Source organism: Bythopirellula polymerisocia, from assembly GCF_007860015.1.
In the GTDB taxonomy this organism is placed as follows: domain Bacteria; phylum Planctomycetota; class Planctomycetia; order Pirellulales; family Lacipirellulaceae; genus Bythopirellula; species Bythopirellula polymerisocia.
This window is the reverse complement of record NZ_SJPS01000001.1, coordinates 694272-720625: the sequence shown is the minus strand read 5'-3', so window position 1 is coordinate 720625 and position 26354 is coordinate 694272. Positions and strand designations below refer to the sequence as shown.

Annotated in this window: 20 protein-coding genes; 2 read left to right on the top strand and 18 right to left on the bottom strand. The window is 51.4% G+C overall.

Going from position 1 to position 26354, the window contains the following annotated elements; all coding sequences use genetic code 11:
* Positions 1–14 precede the first annotated feature (14 nt).
* From Pla144_RS02895 to Pla144_RS02880, 4 genes are all read right to left on the bottom strand, one after another.
* The gene (locus tag Pla144_RS02895) at positions 15–1154 is read right to left on the bottom strand and encodes a hypothetical protein (RefSeq protein WP_146447805.1); all 1140 of its coding nucleotides are present in this window, start codon (positions 1152–1154) and stop codon (positions 15–17) included.
* Positions 1151–2155, bottom strand: a complete 1005-nt coding sequence (locus Pla144_RS02890; protein ID WP_146447804.1) for an NAD-dependent epimerase/dehydratase family protein — start codon at positions 2153–2155, stop codon at positions 1151–1153. The genes Pla144_RS02895 and Pla144_RS02890 overlap by 4 nt, the downstream gene beginning before the upstream one ends.
* Before the next feature lie 127 nt (positions 2156–2282).
* Positions 2283–3536 carry a glycoside hydrolase family 28 protein gene (locus Pla144_RS02885; protein ID WP_146447803.1) on the bottom strand — a complete coding sequence of 418 codons (1254 nt, stop codon included), beginning with the start codon at positions 3534–3536 and terminating at the stop codon, positions 2283–2285.
* A 233-nt stretch (positions 3537–3769) separates the two neighbouring features.
* Entirely contained in the window at positions 3770–4504 is a 735-nt protein-coding gene (locus Pla144_RS02880; protein WP_197530345.1) for a peptidoglycan recognition protein family protein, read from the bottom strand.
* Between the two features lie 269 nt (positions 4505–4773).
* Here Pla144_RS02880 and Pla144_RS25645 point away from each other — a divergent pair, with 269 nt between their 5' ends.
* Positions 4774–5319: a DUF7670 domain-containing protein gene (locus Pla144_RS25645; RefSeq protein WP_449240206.1), complete on the top strand. Its 546-nt coding sequence runs from the start codon at positions 4774–4776 to the stop codon at positions 5317–5319.
* A 173-nt stretch (positions 5320–5492) separates the two neighbouring features.
* Here Pla144_RS25645 and Pla144_RS02870 read toward each other — a convergent pair whose 3' ends face one another.
* The 13 genes from Pla144_RS02870 to Pla144_RS02805 form a co-directional block, all read right to left on the bottom strand.
* The gene (locus Pla144_RS02870; RefSeq protein WP_146447800.1) at positions 5493–6335 is read right to left on the bottom strand and encodes a transporter; all 843 of its coding nucleotides are present in this window, start codon (positions 6333–6335) and stop codon (positions 5493–5495) included.
* A gap of 182 nt (positions 6336–6517) precedes the next feature.
* Positions 6518–9547, bottom strand: coding sequence for a PQQ-dependent sugar dehydrogenase (locus Pla144_RS02865; RefSeq protein ID WP_146447799.1), 3030 nt, complete (start codon positions 9545–9547; stop codon positions 6518–6520).
* A gap of 21 nt (positions 9548–9568) precedes the next feature.
* Positions 9569–9802: a hypothetical protein gene (locus tag Pla144_RS02860; RefSeq protein WP_146447798.1), complete on the bottom strand. Its 234-nt coding sequence runs from the start codon at positions 9800–9802 to the stop codon at positions 9569–9571.
* Positions 9803–9958: 156 nt separating this feature from the next.
* The gene (locus Pla144_RS02855; protein WP_146447797.1) at positions 9959–10792 is read right to left on the bottom strand and encodes a glycoside hydrolase family 16 protein; all 834 of its coding nucleotides are present in this window, start codon (positions 10790–10792) and stop codon (positions 9959–9961) included.
* Between the two features lie 571 nt (positions 10793–11363).
* Entirely contained in the window at positions 11364–12974 is a 1611-nt protein-coding gene (locus Pla144_RS02845; RefSeq protein ID WP_197530344.1) for a glycoside hydrolase family 16 protein, read from the bottom strand.
* 66 nt (positions 12975–13040) lie between these two features.
* Positions 13041–13517, bottom strand: coding sequence for a hypothetical protein (locus Pla144_RS02840; RefSeq protein ID WP_146447795.1), 477 nt, complete (start codon positions 13515–13517; stop codon positions 13041–13043).
* Positions 13518–13610: 93 nt separating this feature from the next.
* Positions 13611–14657, bottom strand: a complete 1047-nt coding sequence (locus Pla144_RS02835; RefSeq protein ID WP_146447794.1) for a DUF1559 domain-containing protein — start codon at positions 14655–14657, stop codon at positions 13611–13613.
* 42 nt (positions 14658–14699) lie between these two features.
* Positions 14700–16424: a glycoside hydrolase family 16 protein gene (locus Pla144_RS02830; RefSeq protein ID WP_146447793.1), complete on the bottom strand. Its 1725-nt coding sequence runs from the start codon at positions 16422–16424 to the stop codon at positions 14700–14702.
* A gap of 350 nt (positions 16425–16774) precedes the next feature.
* A complete protein-coding gene (locus tag Pla144_RS02825; RefSeq protein WP_197530343.1) occupies positions 16775–17443 on the bottom strand; it encodes a PEP-CTERM sorting domain-containing protein in 669 nt (222 codons plus the stop codon).
* Between the two features lie 284 nt (positions 17444–17727).
* Positions 17728–17853, bottom strand: coding sequence for a prepilin-type N-terminal cleavage/methylation domain-containing protein (locus Pla144_RS25420; RefSeq protein ID WP_391580957.1), 126 nt, complete (start codon positions 17851–17853; stop codon positions 17728–17730).
* 43 nt (positions 17854–17896) lie between these two features.
* On the bottom strand, positions 17897–18796 hold the full coding sequence (locus Pla144_RS02815) for a hypothetical protein (RefSeq protein ID WP_146447790.1): 900 nt from the start codon (positions 18794–18796) through the stop codon (positions 17897–17899).
* 346 nt (positions 18797–19142) lie between these two features.
* Positions 19143–19838, bottom strand: a complete 696-nt coding sequence (locus tag Pla144_RS02810; protein WP_146447789.1) for a PEP-CTERM sorting domain-containing protein — start codon at positions 19836–19838, stop codon at positions 19143–19145.
* A gap of 287 nt (positions 19839–20125) precedes the next feature.
* Positions 20126–21178, bottom strand: coding sequence for a LacI family DNA-binding transcriptional regulator (locus tag Pla144_RS02805; RefSeq protein WP_146447788.1), 1053 nt, complete (start codon positions 21176–21178; stop codon positions 20126–20128).
* A 178-nt stretch (positions 21179–21356) separates the two neighbouring features.
* Here Pla144_RS02805 and Pla144_RS02800 point away from each other — a divergent pair, with 178 nt between their 5' ends.
* Entirely contained in the window at positions 21357–22835 is a 1479-nt protein-coding gene (locus Pla144_RS02800) for an MFS transporter (protein WP_146447787.1), read from the top strand.
* A gap of 26 nt (positions 22836–22861) precedes the next feature.
* On the opposite strand, the gene Pla144_RS02795 is transcribed toward Pla144_RS02800, so the two are convergent.
* Entirely contained in the window at positions 22862–26326 is a 3465-nt protein-coding gene (locus Pla144_RS02795; protein ID WP_197530342.1) for a hypothetical protein, read from the bottom strand.
* Positions 26327–26354: the final 28 nt, after the last annotated feature.

Here is a 26354-nt window from a genome sequence, read left to right as displayed (position 1 = left end):
CTCCTACGCATTCATCAAGGGAGCGGCTTCTCATATAACTGATAGCGTTTCCAAACTTCTGCTCCGAAGTTTTCAATCGAGTTACGCATTTTTGTGTTGGAGTCCAGCACGTAGCCTGTCTCCAAGTGTGTGATACCACGACTTAGGCATTCACCAAAGAACTTCTCGTAGAGCACTACACCGGCGCCAACAGCATAGGCTTTAGTGGTGGCTGCATACACATAGATGACGTGCTTTTGAATTCGACGGCGATGGCGGAGATAGGTCCACCAGCCCGTGGGAAAGAGTCGGCCATCCATCTTCTTCAGCACTTCGTTGTAGTCCGGGCAGCCGATAAAGACGGCTTGTGGCTGGCCCTCAATCTCAGCAAAAAGAAACATTCTGGGGTCGACAAAATTCTTTAACTCGTCACGAGCTGCGCGTAGTTCGCTGGAACTCATGGGAACAAAGCCCCAATTGTCACTCAAGGAGACGTTGCAAAGAGAACGCACGATGTCGAGTTCCTCATCCAACCGGTCCATCCGTACGGTGCGAACCTGAACCTTTGCACGCTGCTGAACACGTTGGCTCAATCGTTGCACTCGCTGCCACGTACGATCTTTTTCAGACTGGGAATGCTCTTCAAATTTAAAGCCGTAGACTAGGACTTCAATTGCTGATTTCAGGCCGTATGCTTCTGCATGGCGCAAGTAGTAAGGGGGGGTGTACGGCATCGGAATAGTAGGCGAGTATTCATAACCCTCGGAGAGAAAGCCGACGCTTGCATTCATCGACGGATTGGTTGGTCCGCGCATGTTGTCGAGTCCGTGATCACGCAACCACTGCTCAGCGACTGAAAAAAGGGACTTGCTGACTTCAAGATCGTCGATCGCTTCGTAGTGTCCAAAGAATCCTACCTTGTCTTGCCAGTGCTCGTTATGTCTTCGATTCTCGATTGCAGCAATACGACCAACCGCTTGACCCTGGCGATAGGCCAGAAAGAGTTGTGCTTCAGCATGTTCGTAAAATGGATTCTTGCCAGGTGTGATTTCTGCTAAGCACTCCCGCTCCAGATTAGGAACCCAAAGAGACTGATCGGAATTGATACGCCGAGCGAGCCTAACGAATTCTCGCCGTTGTTGATTCGTCTCAACGAGTTGGATTTCAATGCTCACTGGTTTTGCTTGACCCATTCGAGTGTTGTTTGCATGGCTTCGTGGTAAGGCAAGCGAGGGGTGTATCCGAGAAGCTGTCGGGCGAGGCCAATATCGTAAACTTGAGGCTGCCCTAATTCCAATACGGCCAGGCGAGTAAGCAAAGGGCGCTGCCTTCGGCAAAATACCCTAGCAGCCCCTTCCATGGCCATCGACACTGGGTACGCAACCCGAGTTGGCAACGAGAATCGTACTCTCTGGGCACCTATGCCGTCAGCCAACGCGTCGATGTAGTCCTTCCAGGTAACCGGCAAATCGTCGCAGACGTTCATTGCCTGATTCAAAGCGGCAGGTGTCGCGGCAGCCTGCAGGATGGCATCCACCACGTTTTCGACATAGGCCAGCCCGGCTACGTGCCGACCATCATCCAGAAGTAGCATGGAACCTGCGGCCAAATGACGTACTACCTCGCCAACATAGTTTTGACATCGTGGCCCAAAGACCATCACGGGGCGGAGCATGGTTGCTTTCAATCCGTCCCTGCGGACGGCGTCCCACACCTCCTGCTCGGCTAAAATTTTCGACTCAATATAAGGGATCCGCCGCGATCGAAGTGGTGCGTGTTCAGAGATCCGACCCTTGGTAGGGTAGCCATACACGGATGCGGAACTGAGATGCACGAAGCAATGAATTTTTTCCTTCGCTGCGGCCCGCGCGATGTTTCTTGTCCCGATCACATTCGTCGCGTGAAATTCCGAACGTGCTCCCCAGTCGGATACGAGCCCGCCACAATGGAACACGGTCGAAGCACCTTTCACGGCACGAATCAAACTTTGTGGATCACAAAGGTCACCTTGAGCCAATTCAACATCAAGATTCTCCAACCAGGCTGTGTTGCCACCGGACCGAACCAGAGCACGCACAGGGCTACCTGCCGCCCGCAGCCTTTGCACCAGATGACTACCAATGAGCCCCGTTCCGCCAGTCACTAAACATAGCTGTGATGTCACTGGGTCGGGCATGTTCACCTTAGCTAGAATTATGACAAAGAATGAATACCTCACCTCTGATTGCTGGAGTTAAGCTACCATAATTCCAAAAGCAAAATAAGTGACATGATTTACCAGCCTGCGAATGGCAAATCGGAGACTACTCTTCAATCTCCACGTCGTTCACAATCAGTGGTTCACCCTTGGTGGGTATGATCTCGACGTTCACCAATTCGATGCCCTCGACGTGCCGAATCTCAAGGCCCTCGCGAGCTGAGGTGATCTTCACATTCTCGAGCAGCACGTTCTTGATCGGGCTCTCAGGTAGGCCCACGATGAACCCGGCGTCTTTGGTGCTTGTGGCCGTCAGATTGCGAATCGTAATGTTGCTGTATTCCGGCGTCGTCTTGGTGACCGGCTTAGGTTGTTCGATCGGCGGGATCTTAGGGTAGTAGCAAGTGATTGTGATCGCCCCCGCGACATCCTTCATGGTAATATTTTCGTAGAGCATGTTCGTTACTGGCCCCCCCTTCTTGCGGTCGGTCTTGATCCGGATACCATTGTCGGTCCCCTCGAAGGTGCAGTTCCGCACGACGACATCCTTCACGCCACCCACGATCTCACTGCCGATCGAAATGCCATGCCCATGTTTTATTGTGCAGTCCTCCACGAGTAACGTGTCCGCAGCGAACTCGCGGTCTGGATGAGGTTTGCCGCTCTTGACCGCCACGTTGTCATCCCCCACGTCAATGTAGCATCGCCGGATCCTTACATTTCGGCACATGCTGGGATCGATCGCGTCGGTGTTGGGGGCGCGTTCGGGTGCAAAGAATTTCGCGTCCTCAACGATTACATTCTCACACTCCGTCGGAACGAAGTGAAATTTCGGCGCGTTTTGAATCGTCACGCCACGGACCGCGAGATTCTTTACTCGAGTGAGCACAATCAAGTTCGGTCGGGGGAGCGTATAGCCGGATTTCTTCTGGCGAGCCTCTTCGGCCTCGATCCACCACTTCTGGCCCGATCCATCGATCGTGCCCTCGCCTTCAATCGTGACATTCTCTAAATCCTTGCCAGTGAAAAAGTGATTGAATTCGCCCGGTTTGTCCGTGCGGGCATAATCAGCCGGATCGTCGGTGGCCTTGAGCGTCGCACCCTTTTCCAGTCGCAGAGTTGTGTTGGTGCGAATGGTGAGTGGCTTGCACAAGTAGGTTCCCGCCGGCAGGAGCACCGTGCCACCGCCGGCCTTGCCGCATGCGTCGAACGCTTTCTGTACGGCATCGGTATCCAGCATCACCCCATTACCCTCGGCACCAAGATCACGGACGTTAAACACAGTCTCTGCAAAAGCAGTCGAACAGAATGCAAACAACAGGACAAAGGAAGTAGCCAGGCAGACACGAAAGGCAGACATATTCGAACCCCACTTGAGTGAAGAAAAATCAATCTATTGTTTCCGACAGAGAAGTGCCTGAAACCGTTTCAGGCCGAGTTTGGCCCTCTATTGTAACAGCTTCGACTCCCTCTCCTCGTGTCCAACGAGTGGAGATTTTTTGCAATTCTTCTGCTATCGAGCGATGATAGACAGTCTTGAGTGAGTTCCTTGCGTAGTTATGAGCGAGCTGTGCATGAATCGGCTATTGGAGTTCACTTGTCTCTCGGCTTTGTTTCCGTGATGAGCTCAGTTGGGCCATTCTCCAGAGGTTGTCCTAGATCAATTTGGGGATCTTTACCCAGCAACACTTGGGTGACCCAACTCTTGAATTGCCACGGGGAGCCTTCGAAGTAGCGAGAGAAGTCGCGGCCGGGACAGCTGGTTTGCCCCTTTGCGACGAGACTGTGGGTGCTGATCGCCTCCAAATGTAAGTCGTACTTTGCCACGAGCCAGGCGACCAGTCTGACAGCCGACTCGACCTGCTCTAGACTCGGACGCTGCTCTTCGAAATTGCCCATCAGCTCGACGCCTAGATGACCTGCCAATTCGTAGTTGGTATTCGACTCAGGTTCATAATCGAGCGACCGGCCCTCAAAGATTCTCCCATCGGGCGCAATCAGAAAATGGTAGGGCAAGTCAGGCCAATAGGTATTCCGCGGCGGCTGTTCGATCTCTGGCCGTCGTTTGCCCCACAACTGCATGTTGCGAATGAATTCGACAGGATCGCGGTCAACGGTCCACAGCACACCAGCATGATGCAGAGTGACGTACTTGGGTTGATGCTTCCGAGCCTCGGGGATGGGATCGGGCTGCGAACCCCACTCTTGAGCCGAAACAAAGTTCGGCGGTCGGGCCACTTCAACCCATTCGGCGGCCGCAACATCGTTGCCAAAGAGTATCAAGAGCAGTACGCCGGTGATTGGTGCCTTTAAATAAAATCGATTCACGATTGGCTCTCCGATGGGATTCTCACGTGTTCAGACGAGGAGTAACGGCTTTCTCTCACCACTCTCCGCCTTCTCGCTCCGATTGGTGCGTGGTTGCTTTGGGACATTCTACAGAGACTCGGGAGAAATCTTTAGAGCCCAAGTTTGCGGAGTTGCGGAATCGCGGCCGTGCGCACAACCTCCGGTCGAATTGGAAATGCATCACGTATAGCAGTGTAAGCATCCAGACTGAGCCACTGTCGACCTCACTTTTCGGTTTAATGTGAACTATGCGCATACATGCACGCCAACCATGGGCCGACTTGGAGTCGGTTTTGTCCCCCCCCTGCAGAGGTGCAAAGCGGTCGGTAAGAATTATTGTGATTACAACAAATATCTTCAGGCAATGGACGAACAACATATTGCAAATGCGAAATATCAGCCTTGGAGGTACTGCTATGCAATCCCGTGTCGCTATTTGGTTTCGGTGGGCAGGAAGAATTCTTAGCCTTCTTTTTCTCGGATTCTTTCTATTCATGCTTATTGCGCACTTGGTTCCGGGTGCAGAACGGCAATTTGGTCCGTTGAGCTTTCACGACCGCTTGAGCTTCACTTGTATCGCACTCATGTTCATGGGCTATCTGGTTGCGTGGAAGTGGCAAGCCATAGGTGGATTGATTGGCTTGGCAGCCGCGGCGGTACTTGGATTCATGACGAACATTTCATTGCCAATGTTCTTTCTAATCGGTGTCCCTGGACTTGCTTATCTTTTCTCATCGCTAGCAATAAGCACGACAGAAGATTCGCACACCAAGGGCGCTATTCCGAAGCGATAATCGAAATTTCATACTGACGAGCAATCTCCGGTCTCATTGGATTGAGTGGATGGTGGTGCCAGGGTAATCTCGAGAATCCAAAAAGTCATCAGAAAGGATACAAGCACAATCTTTCTATAGAGACTGACCGAGTGTTGGGACCCGTTTCCAGAGACGATTCACCCAACCATTTCCTAGTACCGCCAGCCCATGCCGGCGTTGGAGAAGAAGTTTGGAGCCTGATCATTGAGCCCCCAACCGACGCGGACACCCACTTCGAGATTCGAAGTGATCAGATAATGTGCACCTGGACTGAAGAAGTGCTGCGAACTCTCGTCCGAGCGACCTTCGGTGAATACGGCGAAGTACTCGGCATGCGCCTTCCAGCTTTCACCGAAAGGGATTTTTATCACAGTTGATGGAGCCCAAACATTGAAATCGTCTTCGTCCTGACTGCCGGTACTATAGCGAACAGCCGAGTCCCAAACCGCTTCACAAGGCAATGTCCAACCGAAGACGTAGGTTGCAGACACATCCGTGTTATTTGCTTCGCCGCTAGTGGGAGTGAATCCTTGTAGAATTACAGCACTTTCAGGAATCCACTCATCCTGTTCTGTCATGCGAGCCTTGAAGCCATATAGCACACGAGACGCTCGTTCCAACTCTGATTCCTCGCCGAAGTCGCTGGGCACATTGCCGGAAACAGGGCTTCCAGCCCCACCCACTTCATAGTTCCAGCCCAATCGCAATTCAAACCAGTCTCCCACGCCCCGCCGCACAAGCAGTTCGGGATAGCTATGCGTCTCGGGTACGGAGCGGTTGTCGATGAAAGAATAAGCCGCCTCGAGGATCGCGAGCCCAGCGCCGGCAGTTGTGGTGGCTGGGGTAAAGGAGTCGCGGTCGGTTTCAATCTCGCCCTCAAAGTCTGCCTCCCCCGAATCCGCAAACGGAAGCCGGAAAAATCCTTGACCACGCACAGGACAGGCCAGGTGCAGCCCGATTAACAGAAACAAGAGGAATGGGCGCAGAGCTAGCATGGAATTAGGGACTACTTTCGAATGCGGGGAAAATAGTTGCCGACGTATCTTCCGTCATCGACCCCCAGCTGCCACGAACTTAAAAGTATCTCAGTGCCGAAAAGAGTTGCTACATTTATTCGCTGAGGACGTGATGATTTAGGAAGGCTATCGACGCGTTCCGAAGCTGATTCTCTAAAAACCTAGAGATCGGTCTCAAGATCGCCGCCCCAAACCTCATCCCATTCCTGTTCGGACGCGGCATCGCCATTCTCTGACGTGAATGCAACGCTGCCTTCATCTATAAAGTCTAATGCTGCATCAATCGGGTAGAGTTGCTCGAGGGCTTGATCGACGGCCACTGCTTGGTCCCCTCCCTGCTCGGAGACCGTGCTAAACTCAACGTAACTTGACTTTCCAAGACTCGTCACAACGGCGGGAGTCCCCTCACTGGCCAAGCTCGCCACTACCACTGGACTCATCGTGTCTACCGAAACTGAACTACTGGCTGGATCTTCGGACACGACGGAGGCAAGAGACGTATCCACTACGCTCTCGCTCATGGCAATAGTGCCATAGCCGCTTTGCCAGACTGCTAGATCACCCCCCTCCACGATGCGGTCGCGATTCCCATCGGCGGAGAGGTCAGATGTTGAACCAAACGACCTCTGCATCTGCAGAAAGTCACGTCCGTCCGTATCTCCGTCGTAGTCATAGTCCCCCGGGTTCTGGTCAACGTAGCGGACCCGAAAGACTCTTGCTCCCGCAGCAATCGGCGTAGCAGCGTCGAGATCTTTGTAGAGTTCGGTGAAGTAGAGCCCATCAGGTCCGGCAGAGAGTCCGACGACCGTGGCGCGACCATTGCCGGTGTAAGTGACAAACGTTGATGGCCCTTGGACAAGCCCCCCATTGAGATCGATGACGAAATCGACAATTCGCTTGCCATTGCTTTGCGGTCCCTGGGCATAGGTCGGCCCCGACTCACTGACGAAGGCGCGATCTCTCACTGACAAGGGAAATTGGCTGCCGCCAAAGGTTTCGTTTTGGACAAAGGTGATATTCACCGGGGCAGTGGCAGGTGACCAGTTATAGATGGCCTTGATCGTCATAGAGGCATCGGAGCCATTCCAGCCGTAACTATTGCCACGAAGAATTCTAGCTAAGCGGTCTGTGCCAGGTCCGTTCTCGACTTCATAATGTTCGCCGTCGGCAGCCCGCCAGGCACCTCCGAACGGATTGCGAACCCCATAAGCATACACATAGTCACGAGCATTGATGCCATTGCCGGCGTTGTAAAAGGGATTGTTGGTTGGTGCCGTACCATCGAGATTCATCCGCAAGATTTTTCCACGATATGAATCGAGATTTAATGCGGTGCTCGCATCGAATCCATCTCCATTGTGCACATAGAGCAAGCCATCAGCGGGACCAATCGTTAAATTCGAGATTTGATGGGACTGGCCTTGGCTTTCGCCAACCATGTCGCGGATAACGGTGGTAGTCGCGGCGGTTCGCCCGCCATCGTTGCTCGTGAATCGCACCACCTGGGGATGATGGGCACCATTGGGATCGGCTGGATTCGTGGCAGTGACTCGGGTGACAAATACATCGCCTGAGATGGGATCAACGACAATACCTGTAAGACCCTGTTCGCCGGAGCCTGGAAACGAACCAGTCGGATTGAAGTTCAGTAAATTCGTCGCGTAGTCGCTCACGGCAAAGTTGCGCGACACGACCTTAATCGTGCCATACAACTCCGTGACATAGAAATAAGGATCGCTTGGATTGGGTCCTGGATTGGGAACGAATGCAATGTTCGTGGGGAGTTGCAATCCTCCAGCGACCTCATCGATTTCATAACCGGGCCTTAAAGAAGTGAAGGGTACACTGACGGCAGTCTCACTGGCGCGTGCGAGAGTGGAAAAATCTGGTTCTGTCTGGCCAGATGTCCCGTAGAAAGTCGACCCATCACTGGAAACCCACAGATCTAAGCGGGCATTCGCGGCGAGGCTGATCTGTGGCAAGAAGAGAGTGTGGGAGAGACCACTGGTATCGCTAATATCAAGATTCGTGCTATCAAGTGACAGGCCATTAGAGCCCGCCACGACTACCACGCGGACGCTGGAGTGTTGACCCAAAGAGGGAGGATTCGTAACTGTATTTATGATGCCATTGTTGCCAGCGATCTTCAAAAGCAACGATCCCGATTCCGTTTCAACCCGCAATTCTGACTGATTGGGACTGGCGCTCGGAAGTAACACATTGACCGGAGAATCGGCATCCTTCCAAACGGGTGCTGGAGAGACTGCCACATCCGACAACTCCAAAGGAAATGTCGTCGACGCCGCCCCGGTTTGGAAGGCTCGCGTTGCGTAGCTGCTCACCGACCCGGCATCGTCCCGAAAACGGACTCGAAGTTCGAAGCTTGAGCTGGGAAGTAAATCCGTTCTTCCTGCATGAGAGTTAACAAAAACACCGTCTCCAAGGTGGGTATGGAGCCGTTCCACACCCTGAATACCTAGAGTTTGCCAAACGACCTGCGGCGAGCCATTGGTCTGCCATATTTCCCAGTCAGACGATTTGTGCAGATCGCCATCTCCATCAAAAAAGGCGATAGCTTCCATGTGAACATCGGCGGAGTTGACGATCTGCCCAGGTGTCTGGGGCTCGGTAATCGTTGGGGCCGAAGGAGCCGTGTTGGGCCCGCTGGGAAGTCCGACAATGTGGACAAAGTTGATGCGAGTTGCCTTCTCACCCGCTGCACCTTGGTCGATAGTAAGTCGGCCGTCAGAAACCGAGATTTGCTGGCTTTGTTGGCGGAAATCATTCGTACCTAAAGCCAAGCTATTCCAGTAATTCACCCCCTCAACATTGAGCGTGTAATCACTAGCAAATTCCGGATCACCAATCGATACCGTAACTTCGTAATTTCCATTGGGGAGCGCGAATTCCCAGTTCTGATTCTGATGAAAATGAATCAGCGTATCGAGCCGCTGGTCGAGATTGATACCTCGATCCCGCGACGTGTCGGTGTGATCACTGGACCAGCCGTAGAATTGCCCGTTCCCTTGATCACCAAAGAGGGTACCCACATCACGCATATAGCGTGTTGGAGTGAGTACTTCATCAAATTGAAAATTAACCAGATAGGTATCACCAGCCAGCATGCAGCGTGGTTCAAGAGTTTCCATCTGCAAGCGACGATTCTGGTCAGTACGTATTTTGCCGATCATCTCTGTTCTGTTCTCTGATTGTTACTTTACTAGAATGCTACAGCAATTTGATTGTGAAATCGAAAATCTCATGCGAGACGCAATGAATTGCCAACTGATAACAACTATTTGCACCATCGAGGTCGGCTCAGGAACCACTTTGTCGGCAGCCACAACCGGGACGCCGAAATTGGAATTCCAGATAGCCAGATCGTTTGCGCCTACCACGCCGTCGTGGTCGAAATCTCTATCGGAAACGGACGTTGCGTCGTTCATTTCGTAATCATGTTCCCAGGAAAACTAATCGCCACCCTTCACATCTCCGTCGGCAACGACTCTGGAATTGATTGCTTCCATATTATGCGCTAGCCGTTGACTTTATGCTAATTGGACGTCTTATTGACTATATAACACGCGTGTGCACGTCCTCGCTCATTGCACATAGACCCGCACGAAATCTACCAGCATCTGTTGTGGCCAGACGCTTGTTTCGTCTGGCTGGGCTTTGCCGACATAATCGCCGCCCACCGCAACATTCAGCAGAACTTCCGCAGGCGCAGATTGGCTCTTTAGAAATCCGTTGGTATCTTCATTGCTTATCGAGTAGTGGTGGACGTCGTCGACAAAGAATCGAAGCTCTTGATCGTCCCATTCCACAGCGTATGTGTGAAACCCATCGGCAAAGTCAACGAGTCGATCCGCTGGGGAGAGTTCGTGTTTTTTAGTTAAAAACTTGCGTTCGCGAGGGCTTGGCCCCCAATGATAAGCGCTAGTTATTATCATGGGTTTGTCGCCCCGCTGCTCCATGATGTCAATCTCTCCTTGGGACGGCCAAGGGGTTTGATGCGGATCTGGCAGCAGCCAAATGGCGGGCCATGTGCCTTTTGTTCTCGGTAATTTGGCGCGTACCTCCCATCGTCCATACTGATTGGTCCATTTGCTCTCGACCTTGCCGGAGCGATACGCCTTTTTGCCATAGGGGACGTCAGTTGCCGTCAGCACCAGATTGCCTTGCGACACTGTGACCTGATCAGGATGGTAGGCCTGTCGTTCGTTGTTGTGCGGAGTAGTCCAATCGATGATGTCCCACTTGGACGTATCGACAGATGTTCCTTCAAACTCATCGCTCCAAACGAGTTCCCAGCCAGGCGGGACACCGATAGCAGAAGAATCGACTAAGGCACAAATACAGAAAACCAGAACGATGATCCGTCCCACATTACGGTAGCGCAGATAAAACGACGAGTAATATAGGAGGTTGCTCATATTGCGAAGATCTCGATCTAATCAATCAAAAAAGGAAATGAAGTCAGAGGTACTATAGTTAAAAAGAGCCACGTCTGTTGGGCTGCTGAGGAGATGTAATACCAGCCCAAAGATCGCCGTATTCAACCTCGTCAACCTCACGTCGTTGCATGTCTGAGAATCCAACCAGGAAATTCACCTGATTCAATAAAACCGGCGTTCGCACCCCCATCGCCCTTCGTTGATCTTGTAGGTTTTGCTGATCGAGGCACGGCAATATTTGACGCATCCAACTTGCGCCTTCGTAGCCATAAGCCAGTCTTCACAATTCCGCTTGATTAAGACACTATTCTACAGCACCACCTGCAGTGGGAAAAGCTTTTTGTCGAGGACTCAAAGTTGAGTCAGCCCATCCCGATTTGTCGCAAATTGTTGAAACACTGAGCACGTTGCTGCTCTTCACGGACTGCCTGAACCGCAGGCAGAAACAGAGCCACCCACACTCCGATAGTAGCTATCTCAACCAGCAACTCCACTAAGGCAAGCCACTTATGTGGTCAGTAGGGGTTCCGGACATATCCATCTCTCGTCATTAGAAAGAAGTGACAAGGATTGCTTGGCAGCGAGTATTTCGCCGGCGTCCAATGCTCGAAACAGCGAAAGCCAGAAGAAATCCAAGCACACATGTACTAGGCTCTGGCACTACGCCTAAATTGGCGGTTAGAGGTGTGCCGACGCTGTTTTGCCAGTTGGACAAACTGCCGACATTGGGATCTCTTTGCCAAACGAGGAAGTCGTGTCCATCCACATCGCCGTCACCATCAAAATCGCCGCTGGGAGTAAGGCTCAGATTCATGAAACTCACGTCATCAATGTGAACTGCACCACCTTGATTGTTGGGCTGGGTAAAGACCAACGAGAGACGGGCTTCTACCGCTTGGGCGGGAACTGTATCCGTCAGCACATGATCCAGCCAGGCATCATTTACTGTGGAACCGTTGGCAATCACAATCGATTTCGAACTCAGATACTCACCGCTGCCATACTTTGCATCAAACGATTTGTAGTAATCAAACTTCATTTCCAACTGATTCTGCGATCCCGCGATACTATCAGCCGAACTGATGTAGGTGCTGAGCATAGCAGAAAGAGAATCTCCGGGTGAAACCGATATTCCCTGGGTGACGCCAGAGTAGTTCGTTTGGTTATTGAACTGCCCAAACAGTTTCAAGGCAGCGACCCCCTCGTCCACTGCTTCGTCGTGAACCTGAACGTTGGGATTGGGCTGCAAGTTATTTCCAAAAGTGCTCCAGCCAGCTAAGGAGCCGCCATTGTCTTCGAATCCGCCATTCTTGAAGAGGATATTCTGAGTCGTTTGGCTCTTTTCATAAACCCGCACATAATCGACCAGCATCTGCTGCGGCCAAACACTCGAACCGTTCGGTTGGGCACCTCCCAAAAAGTCGCCCCCGACGGCTACATTGAGATTCACCTCCATCGGAGCTTGATTGCTGATGTACCCATTCACATCCTGGTCATAGAGTGTGAAATAGTTTACCTCATCCACAAAAAATCGGATTTTTTTGCTATCCCATTCCACTGCATAGGTGTGGAAATCATTGTGGTAATCGTCCAGTTGACCAAGCTGAGAAGTGATCTGCTCGTCGTACCTGAATTGGTTGTTCGGCCATTGTTGCCCGTAATGAAACGCACTACTCGTGAGATTCGGCTGGTTGCCGCGATTCTCCATGATGTCGATTTCCCCTTGGGTAGGCCAAGGGTAGGTATTCGTATCAGGCAATAACCAGATGGCTGGCCAAGTTCCTTGGGTGCCGGGCAACTTGGCTCGAATTTCCCAGCGGCCATACTGGTTGGCGATTTTACTTTCGACTTTACCCGAGGTGTAATCTTTCCCGCCGTTGTTGGCATGGTCGGCCGTGAGCACGAGGTTGCCCCCGGAGACCGTGGCCCGCTCAGGTCGATAGGCTTGCTGCTCGTTGTTGTGGGGCGTGTTCCAGTAAATCGGATCCCACTTGGTCGTGTCGAGCGACGAACCATCAAATTCGTCGCTCCAGGTGAGATCCCAACCAGGAGGGGCAGCATGAACCGCTGAGAAACTTACTGCAGTTAGCACTGCAATAAGTGACAATCTCAATCGATTAGTTTGCCAAGCTTCGATAGTAACGCTAGCGGAAAATATCACCAGAGGCCTCATCTCGGATTATCATTTGATCGAATCGCAGAGATAAGAACTTTGAGCAGAGTTCTCTCAGCGCTTTCGACGCTTCGCCGCACCGTCATCTAACCCTTCAGATGAAAGTTCGATGTCAATTGTGTTGTTACCCTTTTCAACATTGAATTGCAGGCCCGAAGTACTGTCGATCGCATATTTACGCGGGGTGATGTAAGGGCCTGGCATGGGGGGACCTCCTTGAGGAGGCTCGACACCCGGCTCACGGGAAACTACGGTCGCTTTGTAATCACCCGTTTCAAGCCCAGAGTCTCGGTTCGTACTTAGTGTGTAACTCCCGTCGCTCTGGATTTTTCCTGCCGCACGCATCCCGCCACTCACCGGTGCGAAGCCAACCATTCCCTTGTCGAGCGGTTTACCATCCATCGTGACAATGCCAGACACGCTAGCAGGTTTGCCGCCACAACCAACCAAAAACAAGAGAGACAACCCCCACCCTAGGACGGAAATCCTCAATCCAGGTTCTTGTTCACAGCAACTGTAAGATCGATTCATGACAAGTGATTCTCCCATTTGCCCGCAGGATGAGTGCCGTACTTCTAGCTTCACGATGTGAAACGGCATGTCCTCCATTATGAGACAAATCAACTAATTGTCGAGAGACACCACTTCACCACCGTCCTTAGTAGACAACGCCCGATAAACGTTGTGATCGATTCCTTCGTTAAAAAACTGCACCGAGGAGTCTGCCATCGCAAAATGCACCCCTCCAGGGTGCAGACTACGGAATCCGCGGACGTCGTACCAATTGGTACGAATATCTGACAAATCGCCCGGCTGAAAGTAATTTAACTGCATATTGCAAACGGCCCAATCGCCATCAGAGAAATAGGCGGCGGAGTGTAGATCCTGGTCCGCAACCGACTCGCCAATCATTAGCGTGTTACTGAGTCCATCGCTGATGCGCTTAAATTCAATCGGATCATAGTAACTCATTTTCCAGAACAGCCCATTGCAACCCAAGGTCTCGAAACAATCGGGAATACTGCCCCACTGGGGATTGCTCCACAAACCGCCTGCACCAAACACATTACCCAAGGCTGTATCACCAGCTACTCCTTTATAACTCGTGACTGCAGTCAAAGCAGGCTCCCAATGGAAGTTGCCCTCACGAGGCGCGGCCGAAGGGTCTGAGGGACAAGTCAGCACTGGCAATTGCCGCTCCATGAATTGGCGAATTTCAGGCCGCCCCATGCCGCGACCGTTGGTCGCGGTGACGACAAATCGATTGTCGGCATTAGACGGATCAAAACCAGGCTTCATGCCATCGTACATGGCTTGTTGCTCAAGCTGGGGGAGGACATCCACGATCCACCCCTTGCCGTTCGTATTCTTGCCGGCCACGTATTTGGAGACTGCGGCAGGGACATCGCCACCCGGATTTCGATAAATCTCTCTACCGAAATTCGTGTTGTAGTTGATGCCGAAAGGCAGATGCTTCTGGGAATCGTGAAAATTATGAATCGCCAGAGCCACATTTTTCACGTTGTTCGCACAAGACATCCGCCGTGCCGCTTCGCGCGCCGCTTGCACGGCAGGGAGTAGCAAGGCCACTAACACGCCAATGATGGCGATCACCACCAACAGTTCAACCAAAGTGAAGCCGCGAACTCGGCCAGCGGGATTCCTGGACATTACAAAACTCCATGGGACAAGTTTGAAAGTACGTTTAAAAAGCTAGCAGCAAGTTCGCCGACGACGCCCCAAGCTACCAGCACCTAGAGCCAAGAGTAATCCCAATACACAGGTACCAGGCTCTGGCACAGCTGACACGGCAGCAACCAGCGGGGTGCCGTAATTGGCTTGCCAATCCGCGAGGTTGCCCACGGCAGTATTTCGCTGCCAAACGAGGAAGTCACGTCCATCGACGTCACCGTCTCCGTCGAAATCTCCACTCAAGGTTGGGGCATTACTTGTAAGTTTCACTAGAGAGGCATTGTCAAACCAAACTGCACCTCCCTGTCCGAGCGTAGAATTAAACAACAGGTTCATTCGAACCAATGCCGTATCGGCTGGAGCGAGAGCGTCTACGGTGTACTGAACCCATTCATCTTGAATCATGTCTGCATCCCGACCGTCGTATATGGGAGTGTCCTGTTGGTTCCGACCCGGGCTGAAATTGACAGAATCAAGCACTGCCCCAGCCGAATTCAAAAACTGAAGAGTGATGTTCGTGAAATTATCAGAGCCTAGGATAGGATCGGAACTAGGAGCGTAAGCGAACACAGAGGCTTCGAATTCTTCTCCAGGCGACGCAGCAACATTCTGCCAGAAGCCGGAGGCATTATTCGCACCGGGAGTGTATACCTTTGCAGCTTCAAAACCATCGTCGATACTGGGAACCCCCTGTGCGTCGGAGCTGTCAACAAAAGCGTTGTTGAATCTTATCCAAGCACCCACATGATTAGCCGGTGTGATACCGACAGGAGGTGGAAAAGTAATCGAAGTACCATCTTCAAAACGTGCATCTGCCAGTAAATTGGCACTCGTTGTCGTGTTGAACCGCTCAACTTGGAGTCGGTCGAGTTCCAGTTTAAAATTGGTGTTTGACCCGGATGTCGCAGCCGGCACGAAAGAGCCATCGTAGGCTTGAACAAAACCCGAGTCGGGCACCCAGAAATTGACGTGTGCTCGCATCGGATCGTCTGGTATTACGGTCGTTTCCGTGCGCACCAGTGCTCCATCAATGTAGTATTTCACACTGCTAGGAGTCCAATCCGTGCGATAGTCGTGGAACTTTGTGATATCGAATCCGCTAGGGTTGTTGATGAACTGGGGAGATCCTCCAGAACCTGGTCCGGTAAAAGGTCCATCATTCCATACATTGGTGAAGGTTCGATTCGGAGTACCACTCACTGATTCATTAGTCAACAACTCGTGATCGATCTCGTCGCGGACTAGATTAGGAGAAACTCCTCGGGAGACGTCATAGAGGAAGGGTGCGGCTACGATCCCCCCTTGAGCCGCGGTTGAGGCATCGACACGCATGCGCGTAGTCATACGCAAACCTCCTCCACGGGCAAAATTCTGTTTGGTAATCAGGTCCGTACCTAAGAAAGAAGTGCCAGGAGTCGATGTCACGGAGTCAAACGTGTCCAGGTTCAGCACGGCGACTTTGCCATCTGTGCTGCCGGCTACGCCAGCGGGGACGTTTTCGGAGGGGAGAGTAAAACGGAACTGTGTGCGACCCGCGAAATCGCCGGCACCAACAAACCCACCGAATGGTGCCCGAAACTTGGAGATATCGACGATACCATCGCCTTGAGCAGCGGCTGGGCCACTTGTGTCATCAAAATTGTCGAGCAAGAGGACTTGCCCATGCAGCGAGGTGGTTTCTGCGACAACAAAGCAACAGAGCGCAATAGTAGTTAATTGTGGCAGAAATGGCTTTGTTAATCTCATGTCCCTCACCTTTAGATATTCAATTTCAGAAATGCGTATAAGTCTTGACTAGTAATTCCGTCGTTTAGAGTCGGGAAGGGAACGACTTCCAATTCCGCCGACTCAAAAAATTGCTGCTAATTCAGGATTCCATTGACGTATTACGTTCAGAAAGGTCAATTTGTTCGGGCTTTTCGACTAGCATCGCTGCCCCAGAAACTTTTTGTGCCAATCTTATCAGCTATTATCGTAAATAAAAACGAATTTCCGACTCGCCAGGGCATGGCGGGAAAAGGCCCGCCATGCACCCGAGAGTCAATTTCTCATGCGATCCTCACTCAACGATCACGGTGATCGCTGAAGAACAAGGATCAACCATTGCGTCTGCGACGACTCCCCACCAGTGCCAGTCCAGCCAATCCAAGCAGTGCGACAGAGGCGGGTTCGGGAATAACCGAGATTGACACATTGTCGAAGTAAGCATCAACACCACAACCCTCGACAGGTCCGCAACTGGCCTTCAGTTGCAGTGTCACGCCACCGGCGACATCAGGACCCAGAGTGGTGTTCCAGATAAAGGATTGCCAATCTGCAGTGGGAAATATCGGCGCATTGGTATAGATCTCTTGTTTGGATACGCCGCCGCCGTCCAACTCGGAGAATAGCTCAACAAACACAACGCCACCGGCGCCAGTGAGCGAACCGCGCATATCCCATTTGATGGTAATATCCTGGCCAGGCGTGACGATTCCGATTCCAAGATTGGCATTCTTGATCAAATTGTCGACAGGGGGGTCTGTTTGACTGCGGACGGGGACATTTAGGTTTGCCGCAAAAGTGCTGCCGTTGCCTGGACTAACGATCGACTGGATTCCACCACCCGGAAACTGTTGCCAACTCGCCTCTGGACTCCCGTCGTTAAAAGTTCCGGTTTCAAATCCTCCGTTTACAGCCAGTTCGAGAGCCGAACTCTCCAAAGCCATGTTGGAGATGAGCATCAAGCTCAACAAAGCGGTCAAATTTATTCTTAGTCTAGTCATTAGAAACTCTCCAAAAAAATATTCACAAGTGTTGCGTCGTCCCCCCGGCAAAAACTTTTTTGCCAAATACAAAAAGCAAGCAACGCACATCTCTAATACATCTGCCCCAAATAGAATTAAGGGTCCCTTCCTTTCAAGTAAAGATATTGAGCCCCACAACGCCAAAGCAAAGCTCTTTCGTTTTGAAACAGGAAAATATTACAACTACGACGGCCACCCACGACCGTAGACAACCCCATTGCTTCCAGCCAAGAAGATCGTACCCAACTCTGGGATGCGTAGGGTCAAATTGACATTACACTTAATAACGGAAAATCTGACAAAGCCACCAACTCGTCGACGATGGGGATTACGACCAAGAGCTCTACTAAGGTGAATCCGCTTGCGTTGCTAGCGGTTTTCCAGGCCATCATTATCCTCGATCCTTAGACAAAAAACGGGAAAGTGAGTTGCTTAGGAGCAGGTGCGCCGACGACTTCCCATGCTGGAAGCGCCAAGAGCCAGAAGTAAACCAATTACACACGTACTAGGCTCAGGCACTGCACTGAGACTCGCCGCGAGCGGAGGCGCGCCGTAGTTGTCTTGCCATTCAGACAAAGTGCCGACGTTCAAGTCACGTTGCCATACCAGAAAGTCGTGGCCATCCACGTCGCCGTCGCCATCGAAGTCACCTGGTATAGCTACTGAACCCACAGCAGCGATCTCAACGGTGCCAAAATTCCCGACGTCAGTAACCCAGACGTTTGCACCCGTCGTTGCGAAGCCGTATTGCACATGGCGACCAAGACCTGAATCGGTCAACAGATTAATGCTGAAGGAAGTCGTACCCTCATCGATGATTTCTTCAGAAACATTAAAACTGGAATAATCTGGAGCAAAATCTTTGATGAACACTTTGGTCAAATAGTCACCATATGTACCCAATACGGAGGATAAAGTATTCGAAATAATCGAACCCTCAAACGTAACAGTTTGACCGGCGTAGGTGTCGGTTTCCTCGACATACATATTGGCTTCCATGGTCTTGTTTCCTGCCTGACCGGGACCACCAGGGTTTAAGGGATCCGGTGCGGTACCAGTCGTATTCTGATACCAAAATTCGTTCGGATCGCCGATGGTATTGGGGGTCAAAGTTAGTTTGGAAGGTGAAGTAGAAAACTTGGCGACCAAATCATCGGTACCCCAGGGGCTGCCAAACACGAAAGCACCGCCGTTTTCTGGCAGCTCCGATACATTCATGTAGCCAAGCCAGTTCTTGCCCATGTCTACGTCTACCGTGACTTGTGCGTTAGCCTGGAGTGACGAGGCCCAAACGGCACAACCGATCATCAAGATTTTCAAAGTATATTTCATCGTTATTTTCCCAATTGAATAAAGAAGAATCTGTGAGATGCTGATTGACTGGCAACATCAGGACCAGATTGAAGCAAGTGAAAAGGCTAGCTGCCCAGGCAGCGTTTTAGTCGAACCTTCTCATGTCAGGACTCAAGGTGTTCACCTAGAAAGTTGGGAGTCCCAACCAGTCCAAGCGTGACTAACTTCGCAGCCATCTAGCCCCTTCTCAAGGGAAAACGCATAGCACGGAATACGTAGTTATTGCGTTCTAAGTGAACTATCTGTTCTAATTTCCAGGCCATCCCTGGCAAACTAAGCAGCGTTTGCCCGCCCGTGGACGGGCAAACGCGAGCATCTATATCTACTACAGGCTTCGACGACGAATACCAACCAACGCCAAACCACAAAGACCAACAAGCGTCAGCGAAGCAGGCTCAGGAACCGTCCCGATCACCACACTACCAGCAGCGGCAAGCAACTGAGCATTGCCCGCGTCTGGAAAAATGTTTTGGCCAATGAACTGGAAGCCATATTGGACGTGCCGGGCTGCATCATTAATTGTGGCTAGGCTAACGCTGAAGGGACCGGCCGTGGTGATGTCGAAAAACGAATCTACACGGGATGAGTAGTCAGGAGCGAAGTCACTCACAAAAATTCGAGCACTGTAGTCAGCAGACGTCGTGTCGGAGAGAACATTGCCTTCAAACGTAACAGTCTGGCCAGCCAAGGCTCCGGTCACTTCTTGGTAAAGGTTAGCTTGCATGATCTTTCCACCCGGTGCGGCGGTCCCATCAGGATACCAGTAAGGATTAGGGTCGCCGATCTGATTGGGTGATAGCGTGAGCGTGCCCGCGCCATCGTCGAACGTGGCTACCAGATCCGCAACGCCCCAGCCGCCACCGCCGTCATCAGCAGGTGAGTTGTCTATGTCAGTCCAATTCATGTAGCCGAGCCAAGGCGCAGTTGATTTGCTAACGGTCACTGTGGCCGCTTGAGCCTGAGTTCCCAAAGCAGCTACGGCTGCAATGGCGCAACAGGCGAGTAATTTAAATCGAGTCATGAGCACTTCCCTCCAAAAAAAGAATTGATAAGGCCCTCAGTCACTGAGGAAACCACAAACCAACCGAAAGCTGTTCCCAGCCTCCGGCAAACACCTCTTTACTAGCTTCTATTCTACGCAGCGGTTATTGAAAAAGCGCTGAGTAGAATGCTGCCTGCGGGAACCTAGGGAAGAGCCGTTTCTTGTAACTGTTTCAGGTACAGTTTCAGTATAATCGTTGTAACCCCTCTGTCAAGCAAGTTTGGAATTTTTTTCTGGTTGGTGGAAAAGTCGATTCTTGGCACTTTTCAAGCTGAATCGAGCCTGAGCCTTGTACCGTCTGGTAGCACTCGTGTTAACTCTTGGGGAACACGCCCCGTGGTCCCATTGATCTCAAACCAACAACTGGCGATCCGATTTGCCGATCGCTGGCTCATCCCCGCCTCTACCATACTAGCAAGTTGGATAAAGGCCTCGGAACCTAGTTGCTTGGCATTCTGACAGACCGAGGTCATTTTTGGGTAAACAAAGTCGCGCATGTCCCGGTCATCAAACCCAACTACAGATAATTCGCGAGGAATTTCGATTCGCATGCTGTGTGCTTCACTCAGAAGACCAACGGCTACCGAAGGATCGGTGATGTACACTGCCGTGGGTGGGTTTGGCACACTCATCATGCTTCGGAGCAATTGTGCTCCATCGGGCCGATGCGCGGGAATGCGAAAAACAAGGCTATTTTCTAGGGGAATTCCATTTTCTGCCAAAACTTCCACATAGGCTCGATGTCTGTCGACGTGGTCACCGTCGTCGAACTCATTGGATGCCAACGCGATCCTTTGATGCCCTAGCGAGACTAGATGCTCAATCGCCTGCTTGCTGGTGGTGTAGGAATCTGCGTAGACGAAATTTAGTTTCGGGTGGTCAAAATGGTCGCCAACAACAATTGCAGGGAAGTTTTCTTCGGCAATTTCGCGGCACACATCGCGCCCTTCCACCGTCGATCTGAGTATCACCCCCCGAATACCCTTGCGCAGAAAGTATTGGGTATAGGTTTCGTCTGACCCTCGATCCCGGGTGGGATCGAGGATCACCAAGTCGAGATCAACCCCTTTCATGGCCTGCCCCATTCCCTCGACAAGTGCCATGTCGTAAGTGGAGCCCAAAGCAAACGGGCCTGTGTAGATCAGGCCCAAAAAAGAAGTGCTCCGCCGCGAAACATTAGGGACGTAACCACAGCGGTTTACAGACTCCAATACCTTGTTGCGAACCTCCCGAGTAACTGCAGGACTGTTGTTAATTACCCTAGAAACGGTCGCAATAGACACATTTGCATGCTCGGCAACTTGTCGAATGGTGGGCACTGTAGTACTATCCTGTAAATATTCTGAAACTGTTTCCTTGTCACTATCATCATAAACGAACCCCCCTCTTTGTCAAATCAACTGTCCTAATGGCTCGTTATTCGAGACTGAGGACTCAACCCGGCGATTATCACAAGACTCATTCAGTCCCAAACTGGGGACACAGCTGAGGTCACTATTGAGACAGATAGAACATCATGAGACACCTCAGGCGGATCGGATTTCTCTAGTCCAGAAATCTGCCTATTCCATCGGGATGCTTGTCAATAATTTGCAGGCTGCCGCTCTACCGGCCATGGTGGTGATCCTTAATCTGGGACTTGGTATGAGCCCGGTGCTTGTCGGCATCATTGGCTTCGCCCCGCGCATCTTTGATGCCTTGTCCGATCCGATGATGGGATATATCTCGGACCACACGATGACTCGTTGGGGCAGGCGTCGGCCCTACATTTTCGCTGGGGCTATTCTTGCCGGCATTGTCTTCGCTGCAATGTGGCAACTTCCTCCCGGACATTCGGAGAGCTTCTATTTTTGGACGTTTCTGACCGCTTCAATTCTTTATTTTCTTGCCTATACGATCTACGCAACTCCATTCGTTGCCTTTGGCTTTGAAATGACGCCCGATTATCACGAGCGAACTCGCCTGCAAGCATTTGCCAATACGGTCGGACAACTCGCCTGGCTAGGGGTTCCGTGGTTCTATGCAATCATGGCAAGCGACCTGTTCGACAATACCGTACATGGAGCCCGTGTCCTCGCACTGTGGGTGGGTGGGGCGATTTGCCTGCTGGGAATTTTCCCCGCAATCTTCTGTCGAGAGAAAATCGTTTCTATACCTGGGGAAAGTAAAATAGATGATGGTTTGCTTAAGGTCCAAGGATTCTGGGGTCACACCAAAGACTTTCTCCAGGGCATTGGCACAGCACTCAAGTGCCGCCCTTTTGCCAAGCTCTGCTCGGCAACCTTTCTGGTTTTCAATGGCTACCAGCTAGGGGCTTCGTTTTCCTTATATGTCATCATTTATTACGTGTTTCTTGGAGACAATGAACAGGCAGGCAACTTGTTTGGCTGGTTTGGAACCCTTACTGCTGTTAGCACGTTGGTCGTCATACCGCTGACGGCCTGGATCTCAACCAAGATCGGAAAACGTGAAACTTTTTTGATTACGATCTCCCTATCCCTGGTTGGCTACGCCATGAAATGGATCGGCTACAACCCTGAACATCCCTATTGGCTGCTTGCTTCGTGCCCCTTTGTTGCCTTCGGCACGGGTTCACTCTTTACGCTGATGGGTTCGATGGTAGCTGACGTATGCGACTATGACGAACTCGAAAGTAAACAGCGCCGTGAAGGTGTGTTTGGCGCGATCTATTGGTGGATGGTCAAGGTGGGAATGGCCCTGGCGGGACTCCTGACGGGGATCATGCTGGAAATATCCGGGTTCGATGTGGCATTGAAGGAATCTCAATCTGGAGGCACATTGCTGCTTTTGAGGATTTTCGATGTCGGGGTTCCCTTGATAAGCTCGGCTATCGCAATTTGGATCATTTCGACTTACGAGATCACCGAAGCAAGGGCCTACGAGATTCGCGCGGAGTTAGAACGACGCAGAGGAAAACCCGACGAGCTTACGGGCGAAGATATTCTCTCCGTCTAAGCGAATTCTTCTTCAGCGCTCAATTCTCAGGCACGAAGCACTAACTGCTTAGGAACTTGAACGTCGATCTGCGTAATTTCACCTGTCCGCTGAAACAGCTTCGAGCTCAATTCGGCATTCAAATATTCTTGTTGAGAGGACACCTTCGTGCCATCTGATAAGTGCACCTCCATCGAATACGCCGCATCGGTCAAAGCGTACACAACAGGAACCTGGCAGACAGTGAATGCCAAGGTCCGGGGAGCCACCTCCAACTTCTGGGCATTCCCGGCGAGATCAAAGTAATGAAATTCTTTTGCCTCCTCTGCGAATTCGCGCCGACGAAGCAGCGCTGGCTCAAAATGGAGCCGACCATCTAGAAGCCGGATGCCTAATTCCCCCTGACGGGTGAGTACCTCTTCTTTGACTTGCCCGGTCATGCCTGGCTGTTGGGCGCCACTGTGCATAGGCGTATGCGAGTAGGGATCTGTAGGGAATGCGCCATACTGGCTGGGAGTCTTGTCGGAACTCAGGCCCGCGCGCACCAAATAGTAGGCATCTGCTAATGCATCAATGACTATTTTCGATGCCTGACGGTCGACAGCGGTGAACACATTTTCTTGAACAGCGAGCAAGAGTTTCGATACCATGTGCCAATAGATGCAACCTAATCCTTCATAGCCATACATAGTTCCTGAACGACCCGTGTAGGTCTTATGGGAAAACACCTCTTCAAACACCGCCATCACTTCCTTGCGATCGCGAGATACCGAGTTTGCCCACCTTGGGTCTTGAGCCAGCTTATCAAGACAATTTGTCAAATCGGCTTCCCTCTGGATCGCAGCGGAGAAATGGTACTCGTTAAATACATCGCGGACGATAATCGAGTCTTCTCCTGCACTTGCTAATTCCTGAAGCAGCGGCACTGAGTTCACCCGCTGCTCAGTAATGCTGTTTCGGAGCAAGAATCCTCCCAGGTTCCGATAAGGGTAGAGCATAAAACTAGATTGATCTTGTCGGAAAAGTTTGCTTTCGAACATCGCATCGATCAGCTCGACTGCCTGGGCTGCATCGAGCACGCCACTGCTCAGAGCCGACACCTGACCTTCGAGCATTTCATAGAGATGGCTCACCCCAACCGCCTCATCTCCGGCACGCAATTCAAGCAAGTTGTAGGCATGGTACAAGCAATCTGCACGACGATTGGCTCGAATCGAGTGATCCAAATACTCAATAGCCAATCGGAAGAATTCCACAAGTTCCGTACTTCCAATCGTATGCTTACCCGAAAAACCCTCATCGTAAACCTTCAGGCGATAGTCTGAGAATGCTTGCCCCGCCTCTCTCAAAATGCGACCTCGAGTCTCCTCGGTGACGGTTGATTCATGGAGCAAAGAACGATTCTCTTGCAGGAGATTTCGGATACTACGAAACCACTGTTCGAGTTCTATGGAAATCGAAAGTCGCCGGTCACCGATCTCTCGAATCAATTCAATGAGCAAATTCAGATGACGGCGCAAGTAGCAAACCGTCACCATCGAGAGGCCATTCCCTACGAGTGCATTATTGGCGTCGTTCCATTCGGGTCGCTGCGTGTTGAGCCATATGCCCCCGTCTACGGCAAAATTTGAGAGCTTCGCTAACACGGGAACCAGTAGTTTTTCTATCAAGTTCACATAGTAAACCTCACCTTGTGAATCGAGAACCAACTTACCGTCTGCACCTACTTTTTCTACTCGCCGCTCGATCTCTTGGGCCGTATATCGGTCATAGTCGATGGTGTCGCAACTATTTGCGACAATATCCTCGTAGGATCGAATCCGATAAGGAACATTGGCATAGCAAAAGATCTGTTCCTCAAGAAGCCGTCCGACTTGACCTGGATAAACTTGCTCCAACGCCTCCAACAATCGCGTCAAATAAATGATCTGATGATCGCCCCAGTATCCGATGTTACTCCAGGGATCTTCTGGATCCGGCGCTTCCCAATCAATGCCATCACGTGAGATACGATAGGGGTTATACCCGTCGATTGTTGATGCGTTCACAAACTTGGCGATCATGTTTGGCAGGAACGCAGGAAAGCTCCTGGCGAGCGCCTCCCAGTTTTGGAAAATGTCTCGCCAATTGCCTTGGTAGTTGTAGATGCAGGATCCATCTTCGTTCTGCACGCAGATCTCAAACATGTTCCAAGGGCGACTGGGGTCCCCATGACGTCGACCAAACGTGAGTGGCAAGTATTCTAGAGTGAGACGAACCAGATCCGTATTCTGTTCCTTACGCGCGAGTTTCAGCAATTCTGTAGACTCAATCTTCTCCGGCAACGCACGAAAAAAAGATTGTACAGCATCTCTGGTGCGACGATTTCTCGACGTAACGAACTCCAAGAAATCGTGTGATTCTATCGAGTAATTTGCCGCAAAGACCCCGCCACGCATGTTATTGAACAATACATTTGCAACGTGATGAGCCGAGGCGAGTTGACTACCCGTCGCCTGCAAACCATCCGCGCTGGCAATATTGCGTAGCAAATTCTGGTGATCTTGCTCGATAGCCCGTTCCAAAGCCTCCTCAAGATGCAATTCATCAAGGAGAAGTCGTCGAATCTCGGCTACCTTTTGATGGTCGCGGCCAACGTCTGCCACTTGGTACCAGCGGCGCGACTCACCAGGTGCCAATTTGATGCTTGAAAACGTGAAATAGTTTCCGCGCTGGCCAGTGCAAAGCGATTCCGGGGCTGGCTTACCCCCAGCCATAAATGAATGAAGCCCTTTTTGCGAAAGAAATACCTTGAATTCTGGTAGGCCTCGACACCAGACGGTAGTCGCCCGCAACACTTCGGCAGCTTCCGCCCGATCCAGAATCTGCGACGTCAAACTGTAAATTCCTAAGCCGGTTGCTTCTTCAAACTCGTTATGCTTATACGCGTCCACCAGGCAACTTGCCCGCTGATAAGTGGAAAGTGGAACGCCACTTGGACTCAAGTTCTGCAATCCATCTACCAGCTCGATCTCTATTTCGTCGGTGCCATTGTTTTCCAGTATTGCCGTCCGCACAAAACCAAACTGCGTGGAAGTTCTCCAACTCGAACGGAAAGTGAGACCCAAGCGTTCGTTCGATTCCTGAAAGATCAATTGATCCCCCACAACATGCTTGCTCAACTTACGCCCTGCCCCGGAGCTATCCGTGAGACTTTTATCAAACGGCTGCCAGAAAGAGTGCCGATCCCCTTCGCGATGTCGTATGAGGGTGACTGGACCCGTGTAAGATTGACAGTCGTGCAACAAGTCGACTGTTTGATAGGGAAACAAACTGTTTTCTGCGGACACACGCCCTGCTGTGAGACCTCCAGCGGAAGAAACATACATCCATAGATCGCCAACGCTCACTATACTCATGAGAAACGGAGGCATCATGTCGTAGTTTTCAATTTGGTAAAAGTCTTGTCCGTCGATTTGGACAAACTTACCCATTGCTGAATCCGAGCGAGTTGAAGTAGAAATTTCGGGCACCGTTTTATTCCTAAGTGTCGTTGTTTGA

Coding starts and splice junctions, on each gene's coding strand:
- Pla144_RS02890 (WP_146447804.1), bottom strand. CDS start 2,155: ATGCCCGACCCAGTGACATCACAGCTATGTTTAGTGACTGGCGGAACG.
- Pla144_RS02885 (WP_146447803.1), bottom strand. CDS start 3,536: ATGTCTGCCTTTCGTGTCTGCCTGGCTACTTCCTTTGTCCTGTTGTTT.
- Pla144_RS25645 (WP_449240206.1), top strand. CDS start 4,774: ATGCGCATACATGCACGCCAACCATGGGCCGACTTGGAGTCGGTTTTG.
- Pla144_RS02870 (WP_146447800.1), bottom strand. CDS start 6,335: ATGCTAGCTCTGCGCCCATTCCTCTTGTTTCTGTTAATCGGGCTGCAC.
- Pla144_RS02865 (WP_146447799.1), bottom strand. CDS start 9,547: ATGATCGGCAAAATACGTACTGACCAGAATCGTCGCTTGCAGATGGAA.
- Pla144_RS02860 (WP_146447798.1), bottom strand. CDS start 9,802: ATGAACGACGCAACGTCCGTTTCCGATAGAGATTTCGACCACGACGGC.
- Pla144_RS02855 (WP_146447797.1), bottom strand. CDS start 10,792: ATGAGCAACCTCCTATATTACTCGTCGTTTTATCTGCGCTACCGTAAT.
- Pla144_RS02840 (WP_146447795.1), bottom strand. CDS start 13,517: ATGAATCGATCTTACAGTTGCTGTGAACAAGAACCTGGATTGAGGATT.
- Pla144_RS02835 (WP_146447794.1), bottom strand. CDS start 14,657: ATGTCCAGGAATCCCGCTGGCCGAGTTCGCGGCTTCACTTTGGTTGAA.
- Pla144_RS02830 (WP_146447793.1), bottom strand. CDS start 16,424: ATGAGATTAACAAAGCCATTTCTGCCACAATTAACTACTATTGCGCTC.
- Pla144_RS02825 (WP_197530343.1), bottom strand. CDS start 17,443: ATGACTAGACTAAGAATAAATTTGACCGCTTTGTTGAGCTTGATGCTC.
- Pla144_RS25420 (WP_391580957.1), bottom strand. CDS start 17,853: ATGGCCTGGAAAACCGCTAGCAACGCAAGCGGATTCACCTTAGTAGAG.
- Pla144_RS02815 (WP_146447790.1), bottom strand. CDS start 18,796: ATGAAATATACTTTGAAAATCTTGATGATCGGTTGTGCCGTTTGGGCC.
- Pla144_RS02810 (WP_146447789.1), bottom strand. CDS start 19,838: ATGACTCGATTTAAATTACTCGCCTGTTGCGCCATTGCAGCCGTAGCT.